This window comes from Clostridium sp. Cult1, from assembly GCF_021655095.1.
GTDB lineage: Bacteria > Bacillota > Clostridia > Tissierellales > Tepidimicrobiaceae > Schnuerera.
In genome coordinates, this window is the sequence record NZ_PPXW01000001.1 from 450530 (window position 1) to 463766 (window position 13237).

At 32.1% G+C, this 13237-nt stretch carries 7 protein-coding genes; 4 read left to right on the plus strand and 3 right to left on the minus strand.

Going from position 1 to position 13237, the window contains the following annotated elements:
- Positions 1–9: 9 nt before the first annotated feature.
- Together C3E89_RS02060 and C3E89_RS02065 are read right to left on the minus strand one after the other, a co-directional pair.
- Entirely contained in the window at positions 10–5079 is a 5070-nt protein-coding gene (locus C3E89_RS02060; protein WP_236910837.1) for a CehA/McbA family metallohydrolase, read from the minus strand.
- Between the two features lie 14 nt (positions 5080–5093).
- Positions 5094–6944, minus strand: coding sequence for an S-layer homology domain-containing protein (locus C3E89_RS02065; RefSeq protein WP_236910838.1), 1851 nt, complete (start codon positions 6942–6944; stop codon positions 5094–5096).
- Positions 6945–7238: 294 nt separating this feature from the next.
- On the opposite strand from C3E89_RS02065, the gene C3E89_RS02070 reads away from it, so the two are divergent.
- The 4 genes from C3E89_RS02070 (at position 7239) to C3E89_RS02085 (ending at position 12719) form a co-directional block, all read left to right on the plus strand.
- Complete coding sequence (locus tag C3E89_RS02070; RefSeq protein WP_236910839.1) at positions 7239–8180, plus strand: AAA family ATPase; 942 nt, start codon at positions 7239–7241, stop codon at positions 8178–8180.
- Positions 8173–9372 (plus strand): DUF58 domain-containing protein, encoded by a 1200-nt coding sequence (locus C3E89_RS02075; RefSeq protein ID WP_236910840.1) that lies wholly within the window; start codon positions 8173–8175, stop codon positions 9370–9372. Before C3E89_RS02070 ends, C3E89_RS02075 begins: the two co-directional genes overlap by 8 nt.
- Complete coding sequence (locus C3E89_RS02080) at positions 9365–11662, plus strand: transglutaminase-like domain-containing protein (RefSeq protein WP_236910841.1); 2298 nt, start codon at positions 9365–9367, stop codon at positions 11660–11662. The genes C3E89_RS02075 and C3E89_RS02080 overlap by 8 nt, the downstream gene beginning before the upstream one ends.
- A 127-nt stretch (positions 11663–11789) precedes the next feature.
- Positions 11790–12719: a TDT family transporter gene (locus tag C3E89_RS02085; protein WP_236910842.1), complete on the plus strand. Its 930-nt coding sequence runs from the start codon at positions 11790–11792 to the stop codon at positions 12717–12719.
- 37 nt (positions 12720–12756) lie between these two features.
- On the opposite strand, the gene C3E89_RS02090 is transcribed toward C3E89_RS02085, so the two are convergent.
- Positions 12757–13218, minus strand: coding sequence for a C-GCAxxG-C-C family protein (locus tag C3E89_RS02090; RefSeq protein WP_236910843.1), 462 nt, complete (start codon positions 13216–13218; stop codon positions 12757–12759).
- Positions 13219–13237: the final 19 nt, after the last annotated feature.

The window sequence follows — 13237 nt, forward strand, 5'->3', positions numbered from 1 at the left end:
TTTCTCTTCTTATATGTCAGCCAATGGTTTCATATTTTCTAAACTATCCCATATATAAACCTTAATGTTTTTAATCCCATTAATATAATCTGCTGTATCCAATATAAATTCTACTGTATTTAATCCTAAACTTAATTTAACATCTTTATATATAACTTTATAGCTTCTATCTTTATCATCAATTGGCTTTATTATTATAACTCCATTTATATTATCATCTGCAATATTTTCTACATCAACTTTCACCCCAAACTTATCCCCTACTTCTGTTTTCTCTACTCCTCTTATGACAATTGGATACTCATCACTTATTCTGATGATCTCCGATGTGTTTCTAACCCTCAACCTGGGTCCTACTGGGTCAGTCGAAACAAGACCTATAACCGATACAACATCGCCAACTTTAATCTTTGGATCCCATCTACCTAATCCATATCTATAATCTGGATTACCACCTATATATCCATTGACATATACTCTGGCTTCTTTGCCTGAATCATCTTTTACATATAGGCTGTTGTCTTCTATATCTATTCTAGTGACAATTCCTTGTACCTTGACTAGCCACCCTTCATTTTCCTTCTTCATACTATCTGCTGTGGACAAAAGCTTTGGCTCTACTTCCTTTATTTGTTCATCTAACACTACTAAATCTTCTACTTCATTATTTATTTGAAGTTGATAATCTCCTTCATATTGACCAGCGGTGCCTATAATCCTTACTTTTGTTCCCAGTGATAATTTAGTCTGGGATACTCCAAATATGGTTATGCCTCCGGTTTCATCTTGAATATAGATTACTTCAAAAAAGGCATTAGGAATGTTTTTTTCTTTTGCATAGGCTTCCGACATAGCAGTTACTCTACCTTCTATGGCAAATTCCTGGCCAAAGTTTTCTGGCATCCCATCTCTTACCTCTTTTATAGTCTTTACCTCTACCTGTCTTTCAGGTTTTAACCAATCTAAGATATTGCTAGTTATTTCAATATTAGAATATCTATTGTCCCCAGACATTTCAAAATCAGAGAAGAATGTGGACCCTGAAGCTATAATTTTACCTCCACTTGGAAGGATTTCTGCAGCTAAAACATGGACTTTACCCTGTTCAATCTCTATATATCCTGTAGGGGTCTTTCCAGCATTTTCATTCTTTGTAGTAGAATGACCTTTTACTAAGAAGTCTACATTCTCTTCATTTCCACCATCTTTTAATATTACTGAACAGCCACTATAGAAACTATATTCATCCCCTTCTCCTAGACCTAGAGTTAAATTATATTTTTCAGAGACATAATTTTCAAAATATAACCTATACTGTTGTCCCCCATTATTTTCATAATCTACTACTTGGTCGGAATTGAATATTATATTGGAGCCTATAGCATTTAATACTTTATTCCCTTGAATAGAATTTTGGTATTCTCCAGTACCATCTCCATAATTGGCTCTAGATGTAAGAATTAAAGAACCTCCCCCATTGGTAAACTTAACCACTGCTTCTATTTCCTTATGGCTCAATTTAGACCGATTCACTTCACCTTTATCCTTTGGCTGGGGTGAAGTAATTATTAGAATATCTATATCTTCCAACACTTCATCAGTTATAGTTTGATAATTTTCTACCATAATCATCTTCTTAACCTTTAACATTTCCTTTAGACTTTCAATCATACCAGCATAATCACCACTTACATAATGGTTACTATGGGCATAATCTACCATGACCTTGACAGCAGAACCTTTAGACACTGCCTCTACCCTTTTACTTACAGTAAATGTTTTCTCTACTCCAGCTATGGTTGCTACAGCATATAAATTGTACCCTCTAGCTTCCTCCGGTGTCCATCTAGCTGATGCTTTAGCTGTTGACCCTTGCCCAATATTTTCAACTATATCTTCTCCTATTTTATTTTCAGAAGAAATACTATCCACATAAAATTCTACCTTTGCATTACTAATTATGCTATTTCCGTTATTGTAAACTGTAGCTATTAATTCTATGGTATCTCCCAATTCAAAATAGTCGGAAGATACATCTAGCCCAGATAAACCAACTGGCAATACTTCCCCTACCCATATTGGTGATGTAACAGAAATATCTCCATTAGCTTGGGCTACCCTTACGTAGTAGTAATCATACATCGGGTCTAGTTGGAAGTTCCAATCTATATCATAATTATCAAAATTCTGAGATGCGGCAACTACTCCCCCATTAGATATTAATTCTACCCTAGTTATCTTTTGATCTAAATCATCAACATCTGGTTCATTTATATTTATGGAAACATTTAATTTATCTGGACTTCTAAGCTTAGAACCCATTACCTGTCCATTTATTTTATACATAATTTCCAAATTCTTATTTTCAGTAGCATATACCCTCATATCTCTTATCCCATCATATATACTATCTCTCGTTAACTCTTCTGAAAGTATAACTGTTCTAGCTTCATTAGAGGTTATCCAATTACCTTTGTGGTTGTCTTGGTTATTAGATGGTGCTAAATGCCATCCCTTATCTAATGCCCTAGTATAATATTCATAACTTGGAAAATAGCCACTACCTCTAATAGGTCCTTCTCCATTACCTACCTCTATTAATTGGACTACATTATCTGTCTCTTCACTATAGAATCCAAAGTCAGCAAAATCTCCAAAGGTTTTACCTGGATGATTTAGTTGGTTTATAGATTCTGGCCATTCTCCAATCTTTTCATAATATGCTGGTAAATCCATATCTCTATTATTTCTGGAAACAAACCATGGAGTGTTAAAAGTATTTATATGGCCCCAACCGCCAGTAGAACCAGACCAAGTCATTTCATAGCCTGCTAATGCTACATATTCCCCATCTTCGTTATACTCATCAGCTTTTTGATTTAACAACTTCCAATCCGAACTTGTAGATTGACTTGTATCTGTAATATTCTCATTGTCCAACTCATTATCAAACCAATTAGAATGATCTGTTACTGCAAAAAAATCGGCCTTACCCTTATCCCTTGCCCAAGAATATGCATCATCTGGCGTGCCTGTACCATCGGAAACATTGGTATGGGAATGTAGTTGTCCAAAACGGAATCCATATTCTAATTCACCAATAGTGAAGGTCCAAGTTTTAGATACTTCGTTGCCCTTATTGTCCTTTACTCTAACCATAACTGTATGATTCCCTAACTTCAAATCTTCTTCTGGTGTATAGGTAATATTTTCTTCTGTTATGGTTGTATTTTCTGTTACGTCTATTCCATCAATAAACATTTGTATAGAATTAGTGTCTATTCCAGATGGATCTTCATATTCTGCTCTTATTGTTGGTTTCGTGACGGTTTCATCTAATATAGCGTCTTCTTTTGGTTCTATATTGAAAATCCTTGGCGGAGTTATATCTTCATCCACTATTTCTACGAAATATGGATTATTTTCATCTTCTGGTAACCTAGTTTCATTGGTCCCATCAGTTGCCCATATATAGTATTCTAATCCTGCCATATCTAATTCTGATTTTAATATGACAGTAGCATATTCTTCATCAATTAGGAACATTTCTTTTTCTTTATATTCTATTTCTTCTTTAGTTTTATAGAATAATATAACTTCCTCTATTGTCCTATCATCTGTAACCTTAGCTTTTATTTCCAAATCTAAATTGATATTTGCTTCAGTTATCGGTTCATGCTCTATAACGGGAGCCTTAGTATCTGGACCTAGTTCAGTTTTAGTTATGTCATCAGCGCTATATACCCGTAATTGGTAAGTTCCCTTATGTATTGAACCAAATCCTACAATATCAACTAAATCCCCTTCTTCTATATCTTCTAATTCTGGCATTTTGAATATTATTAAAGTATCTCCCGATAAGTCTTCTATTGTAGTATTAAAATCATAATTTATTTCCCTTATATAAACCTGTTCCACCTTAACCCTTTCACATTCATAGTTTCCAGTTTTTATATCGCCAAAAGTAACTAGTTCAGGCTCTGGTAATTCATTATTTTTACTTACAACGGATATATCGCCTTCACCTTGTGGAATTATTTCTAATAAACCACCATATTCATCTATTTTACCTGTTACAACTACCTCATCTCCTATTTCTAACCCTAAATCTTCACCATATTTATATATATCTATAGCAGCAGTTTCATCTTGGATGAAATAGTTATCGTTTGAATCTATGAAGGTTACTATACCTTGTACTGTGGCAGAATCCCCAATATTAAGTTCCCTTGCTTCTGCAATAGTTTGTATAACTAATGGTTTCACCGTCATTTCATGAATTGCATTTATAGACTCATCATAAACTGAGTTAGCTTCAATTGTAATTACTCCCTCAGCTATCCCTGTTACAACTCCATTTTCATCCACTATAGCTATAGTTTCATCAGAACTTGACCAAGTAACACCTTTTTGTGTGGTATTTGCTGGAGTATAAATCACATCTAATCTAGTAATGCTACCTACAGATATTTCATTTTCACCTTCTATTTCTATACTCTCCAATGGAATTGGTTCAACAGTTCCACCGCTATAAGATGTCCATGTAATATTGTCTACTGTTATTTGAGCATTGGTACTTCCACCAGAAACATGTCTAATTTCAAGAGTAAATTCTCCTTCTAAATTTATATTGTCTACTTGGAATCTTTGAACACCATCATTAGAAAGATCTAATTCAAATCTTCCTCTTGACTCCCCATTTATTAATAATTCAACTTCTCTTTTTGTATTTGTGGTAAATGCCTTCCTAAGGTCTACAGAAAAGTCTCCTATTCCCCTCTCAATAGTTGCATACACCTTAGAATTTGCACCAGAGCGTCTGAACATCATACCTTTCCCATCTATCTCATATTCATCCAAATCCCCTCTTGCCCCTTCATAATTCCATTCAATCCCATATTCACCTATAAAACTACCTGATATATAGGAACTTCCGGAATATTCTAAACCATCAAAAGTCTCTACAAAGGTTTCTTCCTCTGCCACTACCATCATAGGCATTCCTATAGTAAAAACACTGCTTAGAATCATAATCAATGCTAAAAACCCACTCAATCTTTTAATAACTCTATTCTTCAACATGGTTACCCCCTTTATCCATCGATTATCTCAACATCAAATTCTAAGAACCTATTTAATGGTTCATTTATCTTAAATATCAATTTATAATCCCCCAATATGGTATCTTTAGGTACCATAAAAGTATGGCTAAAACCTCCCACTTCATTGGTTTTCAATTGATCTACAGTTATCATTTCATTTCCGTCTTTATTCTGTAATTTTAATGTTATATCGATATCAGATAACCCTACATTATTTCTTAGCACTTCACCTCTAATAGCTATTGTTTCATTTAACATATATTTTTCTTTATCTAATTCTATATTTACTTTATATCCTTCATTTATTTCCAATAATTTTATATCCAGTTCTTTAGCTATATTTACCGGATCGTTAGCTTTAATGATCAACTTATACTCACCTAGGATAGTATCTTTCGGTACCATAAATGTATAGTTAAATTCTCCATTTTCAACTGTTTTAAATTGATCTACACTAATAGGTTCAGCCCCCAATTTTAATGTTATATCAATATTTGATAGTCCAATATTATTTTTAGAAACTTTGCCGGATAATGTTATTGCTTCGTCTATGGTAAATTCATTTTTATCCAGTTTAACAACAAATTGATAGTCTATAGGTATAGGTTTATTGTCATCTTCATCATCATCCTTTTCATCATCTTTGTAATCATCCTTTGGTTTGGCTTTCGTGTCAGTAATAGTTCTTTTTGCTCCATTTTTCTCAATGATTCTTCCATCTTTTATACTTAATTTTGCTCCCTTTTTAATCCTATTACCATTTAATTCAAAATCCTGATTAGCAATAACTGACTCAATATCACCCTGTACTTCTATTTCTACATCAATAGATTTTATTATTAGTTTAACTACTTTAGATTTCCGTTCAATTTTAATATTTGATTTTCCTTTGACTTCCATATCTTCAATTAAAGTTTTATTTCTAATAGTGAAATTAGTATTTTCATTTATAGTAACTGAAGATACTTTTGAATTATCTAATACAACGTGAATTACTCCATTCACCTTATTAGTTACTATCTTTTTTATAGTTGAATTTCTTATTAATACACTGCCTAGTCCTCCACCTGTAATATAGATTGTCCCATCAACGGTTATATTATCTAAAATAACATCTCCATTCCCAATACCTTCTAGTAAAAACAAATCCCCTTTTATATGCATATCTTTTAATTCTACATCTGAAACATTTACTAATAAATTGTTAGCTACAATCCCTGAATATTCTCCCTCAAGATTAATTATCTCTCCGCTTACATTAGTAATTATCTTCATAGATTCAGCTCTAGTAATTGGTGCAGTAGGTCGAAAAGTTCCGTCTGCATATCCCGATATATATCCCTTTCCCTTAAGAATGGAAACGTATTCCCGAGCCCAACTACTTATTTTACTTTGGTCAACAAATCTATTATTATTACTTAAGACGTCACCTTCTAGCCCAAAAATAGTAACTATAATTTTTGCTACTTCCTGCCTTGTAATCGGGCTATTTGGTCTGAAAATATTATTGCCATACCCTTCAACATATCCTGATTTTACAGCTTTAGCTACTTCATCATAAAACCAATCTTTTTTATCCACATCTTTAAAAGATATTTCAGCTTCTCCATAGCTACCAATTACATTATTAATAATTCTTACGAATTCTGCCCTAGTAATATAATCATCTGGTTTTAATCTTCCATCTGGATAACCTGAAATAATCCCTTTTGATAATAGATAGTCCATTTCAGCTTGTGCCCAATGTCCTTCACCGTAGGATGAAGTGTTTACGGTAAAGAATAGAAAACAGATAATTATAAAACTAATTGTTATGCCTTTACTAATTTTACGTATTTTCAACTTCTTACCCCCCCTTTTGAATATTTTATGAATTACTTATTTGAACAATTATTATAGCATATTTAAATATCTAATAAATTGTGTGATTTCAACAAACAATTATTTGACAAAATACGCATTATCTAACAAAATTAGAGTCGACTTTCCCATATAATAGACTATATAATAAAACAAAGGGATGACTATATCTAAATGTTAATCTATAATTTATCAGGGTATTAAATATAAGAAGTTAGAATTTTCTAAATAAGGCATTAAACTTAATGATAATCATCTAATGAAATGGGGGATATAATGGATAATAGTAAAGCCTTAAGGATATTAGAGAATATAAAAAAGGTAATTATAGGTAAAGATGATGTTATTGAAAAGGTTTTAATCGCCATCCTCGCCAGAGGCCATCTTTTGGTAGAAGATATTCCAGGTGTAGGAAAGACTACTTTAGCAAAAGCCTTGGCTAAAAGTATGGAACTATCCTATAAAAGAGTTCAATTTACACCAGATTTAATGCCTTCAGATATTATTGGTATAAATATTTATAATAAAGATACAGGAACTTTCACCTTTAAAAAAGGACCTATATTTAATCAAATATTTCTAGCTGACGAGATAAACCGCACATCTCCTAAAACTCAATCTAGCCTATTACAAGCTATGGAAGAAGGAGAAATATCCACAGAAGAAAAAGATTATGTTCTAGAAAAACCTTTTATAGTATTAGCCACTCAAAACCCCCTAGAATATCAAGGTACATTCCCATTACCCGAAGCCCAGTTAGACCGATTTTTAATGCGTTTATCCCTTGGATATCCAGAAAAAGAATATGAAATAGAAATACTAAAAAAGTATGGCTCAATTAAAAAACTTAATCTTATAGAACCTGTAGTCTCTAGAGAAGATATACTAAATATGCAATCTATAGTTGATAATCTTACAGTCCATAATGATATTTTGGAATACATAGTAAATATCGTTAATGCTACTAGGAGCTGTGAAGATTTACGATTAGGAGCAAGCCCTAGGGCCTCCATTGATTTGTTAAAAGTGTCTAAAGCCAAAGCATTTCTAGATGGTCGAGACTATGTTATACCAGATGATGTCAAGAAAATGGCCCTACCTGTACTAAGCCATAGACTAATCCTTTCACCAGAAGCTAGAATTGAAAGAAAGACTATAGAAGAAATTCTAAAGGAAGTACTTAAAAAAGTATTTATACCGGTGATACCAAATGACTAATATGAAGATTATCTTTACATCCATTATATTAATTGTCTTCCTTCTATTTGTTGGTGGAACTATGCCCTATTTTTTGTTCTACATATTTTTACTCATATTTTTAATTCCCCTGTTTCACAGTCTAATTATTCGTCATAAGCTTAAAGGCTATGTCCAAATTCCAGAAGACTCCTTATACGCAGGAGAAGAGATTTCAATTAATTATGAGATAAACAATGGAAGCAATTTTAATATTCCTTATTTAGAAATCCAAAACCATATATCAAAACAGTTAACGGGTATAGCACCACCTGAAATTATAACTAATTTAAAACCAAAGGAATCTTTCCGCCATAAGGAAACCATAGTATTAAAAAGACGAGGTTATTATCAGCTAGGGGAAATAGAAGTTAATATCCGGGATGTTTTTGGACTTTATTCTTTGAGAAAGAAGGTTGCCTCAGAAGCATCTCTTTTAGTCTATCCAAAACCAATTGATCTTAATTCCTTTAAAATAACCGCCGTAGAACAATTAGGTGAATTACTAATTGAAAACTTTGCTTTTCAAGACAGAAGTAGAATATCCACTATAAGAGAATTTAGGGAAGGAGATTCAGTAAAATCTATCCATTGGAAACTATCAGCTAAGGTTGATAATCTAATAATTAAGGACTATGAAAACCGTGGAGATACTTATGTAGTAATATTTATAGATAATTACAAGAAATACTTTCAGAAGGATGTAGACAGGCGTCTAGAAGACAAAGCTGTAGATATTGCCCTTAGTATAGTTAACTACTATCTAAATAAAAATATACCTGTCCATTTATATACTCAGGATGGAGAAAAAATAGTTGAAATATACGGAGAACAAAACTCTGATATAAAGCCTTTTCTAATAGGGTTTGCCAAATTTAAAGGTAATGGCACTAGGAACTTTAATCCTTCTATCCAAAATAAAGCAAATACCCTTAGAAAAGGTGCTACCGTCATAATCATTACCCCTAACTTAGATAAACCTAAAGGTACCCTTGGTATATTATTAAAAACCAAGTATCTAAAACCTTTAATCATAGTTACTACAGATAAAGAAAATAACTCAGGCATCCTAGACCCTATAGTGGAAAAAGGGCTTAGACAGGAAGCCATTCCTCTATATATATTAGACTATAAGGCCAATATAAAAGAAGCTCTGGAGGGTAAAAATGGATAAAGTCTTTAATAAAAATGTAAAAATTATAAAAAATATTATCTATTCCTCTATGGTATTTACCCTTGCCTATATGCTAGGACTGGCCATCAGAATAGAGCTTAATATTCCACTGCAAATTTTAATGGTTTTATGGATTAGTATAATAGTAAATTTTTTCCTACTAAATCCTATATCCCTCTATATTCTTATTGCCATAATTTTTATAGCAGTTATATTTATAACTCGTTTTTTCACCCCTTATATGATTATATTTTTACAGAGAACTTACCTTTTATTTGAAAATATACTTGACCATATAAAATATGTAGAAAATATATATCCTGAAAACCAAGTATTGTTTTGGGGAATCCTTGTGGTTTTATTATCTATTTTTACAGGATATATTATATTTAAAAATAATAAAATATATATTTTATTACCTATTTATATAGGTAGTTTCCTATACTACTGGTATATACATTATGATGAAGCCTATTGGATGATAGCCTTGTTTCTCCTACTCTTTATAATTTTAGCAGGCTTAGATAAGTACTCTAAAGAAAAAGAAAATATAAAAAATCATACTAATGTTAACTTTGAAAAGCTATATAAGCCTTGGCTAAGAACTATAATTAGATATAGTTTCATGATAATAATCTTAGCCCTACTACTGCCTAAAAGTTCTAAAACCATTCAATGGACTTGGCTTGAAGATAAAATTCAAAATACCTTCCCTAGTATTAAGAATTTACGTTCAACTAACACCTTCAGCAAAAAATATGGTAAGGCTGGTTTATTCGACTTTTCAATAACAGGCTATCAAAAAGAAAGTTCAAGACTTGGAGGTCCAGTTAGTCTAAATGAGGATTTGATTATGACAATCTATGGAGAAGGACCTATTTATCTTCGTGGGAATGTAAAACTCATATATACAGGAGATACATGGGAAGCTATGCCTCAGGTCTGGAAAAGCTATAAATTAGGAGAAGATTTTAGCAATACCTCAAAGTATTTACAAGAGAACTACTATAATAAAACCTCCGTTGAAATACTTTATAATTCCTTTGCCTCAACCACCCTATTTAGCCCTTATAAAGGTTCTATTGTAAACTTTAAAGATAATGGGGATCACCTAAAGGTAGGAGCCGATGGTGAATTGATCTTCCCACAGGGAATATACTCTAATGAAAACTATATAGTAGAAGTATTAAGCCCCCTTCCCTATAACCAATTATTAGGCCTTGGAATAAACCGAAAAAAAGAAAATTTATACCAACTACCTAGCTATTTGCAAATACCTAAAGATAGAATAACGGATTCTACAAGGGAGCTGGTAAAAGAGATTGTAAAAGATGCAGAAACGGATTTTGAAAAAGCCTTAGCCATAGAAAATCATCTACGCAATAACTATAGATATACTTTAGATGTAGAAATAGTCCCTGAAAATAGAGAGTTTATTGATTATTTTCTATTTGAAGGTAAAGAGGGTTACTGCACCTACTATGCAACGGCTATGGCCATAATGCTCCGTTTAGAAGGTATACCAACTAGATATATAGAAGGGTATTTAGCCGATGATTCAATAGAAAAAGGCGTCTATGAAGTCAGACATAAAAATGCCCACACTTGGGTAGAAGCCTTTATAGAACCAGTAGGTTGGATGATCTTCGAGCCAACACCAGCCTATCCAATATTGGATAGAATAGATGAAAGCCTTTTAGATGAATCTAAAGAAAAGATAGGAGCTGAAGAAGGAGAAGAACTCAATACAAAAGATAGAAGTTTCTGGACAGATATAGAAATGCCTAGAATGGAAATAGATGAAAACCTTGAGAATGGCAATATAAATATAGATAATGAAAAAAATTCTCGTAATATAATGGTCTACCTACCCAAAAATACACCAGTAATTATTGTAGGCTTACTTCTATTAATTTTGTCAATAAAATTTATAGAAAGATTTATCAAAATTCAATACCAAAATTATAAAATAACAAAATTGCCAAATAAAGAAAGAATCATTTACCTCTATAATGAAATTATCAAACTAACAAATCTATTAGGATATAATCAAAAACATGGAGAAACCCATTATGAATATGCTAATAGAATTGCTCATAGTTTCTTCTTATTTGCTACAGATAAAGATTTAAAAGAAATTACAGAAATCTTTGTAAAAAATAAATATAGTGCATCGCCTACTCCAGATGAAGACATACTTGAATTAGAAAGTTATAGAAAGACTATGGAAAGACGGCTTAAAAACTATTTAGGATTTAAGACTTATTATTATGGCAAATATTTTAAATAAAGTATAAATATTTTTTTAGCAAACCCTTTTTATTATAGATATTTTTTATTGGATTTGTTCTAGGTTCTATGTTAATCTATCTTGGGATGTTAGCAATCATCAGAAATTGATAAAGGGAGAGATGTAAATGAAGGGAATTATAAAAGTATTGCCAATTCCAGCTGTAGCATTATTCCTAGCTTTAGCCGCTACAGGCAATCTAGTATTATCCTACGGTAATATCTATAGAAATATATTTGGCATCTTTGCAGGAATTACTTTTATTTTAATATTGGCTAAAATTATAAAATATCCTAAAAATGTAGCTGAAGATCTAAAAAACCCAGTAATAGCTAGTGTTTTTCCTGCTCTTTCCATGGGAATCATGCTTATAGCTACCTATATTAAGCCCTTTAAACCATCCTTAGCTTTTGGCATATGGGTTATTGGATTGGCCTTACACATTATTTTAATTCTATATTTTACAATAAAATATGTTTTTAATTTTAATATTAAAAAAGTATTTCCTAGTTGGTATATAGTCTATGTTGGAATCGTGGTAGGATCTGTAACTGCCCCAGCTTTTGACATGGCAAATATTGGGCAAGTACTATTTTGGTTCGGTTTTATATCCTATTTAATATTATTACCAATTATCCTATATAGGATTTTAAAAATTAAAGAAATTCCTGAACCAGCTATGCCCACCTTAGTAATTTTAGCTGCACCTGCCAGCCTTTGTTTAGCTGGATATATGAATTCTTTTCAAAATAAAAACATGTTTATAGTTTGGCTATTATTAACTTTATCTCAGCTTACATTGCTCTATGTATTGTTACAGCTTCCTAAACTATTAAAACTGCCATTTTATCCTAGTTATTCAGCCTTCACCTTTCCATTGGTCATAAGTGGAATATCCTTAAAATTAACCAATGGTTTCTTGATTAATGCTGGAAAGGAAATATCCTTTTTAAAATACTTAGTAAAATTTGAGGAATTATTGGCGGTAATAATTGTTCTCTATGTATTGATAAGATATATTGGATTCCTATTTTCAAAAACTGCAACTGCTAAATAAACCATAAAAAACACCACTAATACTTGAGTGGTGTTTTTTATAATTCAACTTGTCCATCTTCAATTAATTTTTCTGCTATCCATTCAGCAACTTTTCCAGTTATCTCTATACAATGTTTCTTTCTCTCTGGACTTTGAAAATTATCTCCTGCCCATTGTCTTGTCATAACTCTACAACAAGTAGAACCATATTCATCTTTAATATAATCGTGCAATTCTGCAGCTAGTGGGAACATTTTTTCATTCATAGGCTCTCCATGAACTCTACCATAAACCATACCAAGTGCCATTTGTCCACCACTTACTGCCCCGCATAAACAACCGGATTTTCCCATGCCTATTGGGAATCCAGAAGCCATTTTTACAATCTTATCATCATAAGGTTTGCCAAGTAGATTATTTATAGTTTGAGCTACAGCTTCTGAACAGAAAAACTCACCTCGTTCAAAATATCCTTCGGCTTCTTTTTTAACTTCTTCCATTAATTGTTCTTTAGTCATTATGCTACACCTCCTAGAA

Excerpts from the sequence above, each read along its gene's own strand:
- C3E89_RS02080 (WP_236910841.1), top strand. The coding sequence starts at position 9,365 with ATGGATAAAGTCTTTAATAAAAATGTAAAAATTATAAAAAATATTATC.
- C3E89_RS02075 (WP_236910840.1), top strand. The coding sequence starts at position 8,173 with ATGACTAATATGAAGATTATCTTTACATCCATTATATTAATTGTCTTC.
- C3E89_RS02070 (WP_236910839.1), top strand. The coding sequence starts at position 7,239 with ATGGATAATAGTAAAGCCTTAAGGATATTAGAGAATATAAAAAAGGTA.
- C3E89_RS02085 (WP_236910842.1), top strand. The coding sequence starts at position 11,790 with ATGAAGGGAATTATAAAAGTATTGCCAATTCCAGCTGTAGCATTATTC.
- C3E89_RS02090 (WP_236910843.1), bottom strand. The coding sequence starts at position 13,218 with ATGACTAAAGAACAATTAATGGAAGAAGTTAAAAAAGAAGCCGAAGGA.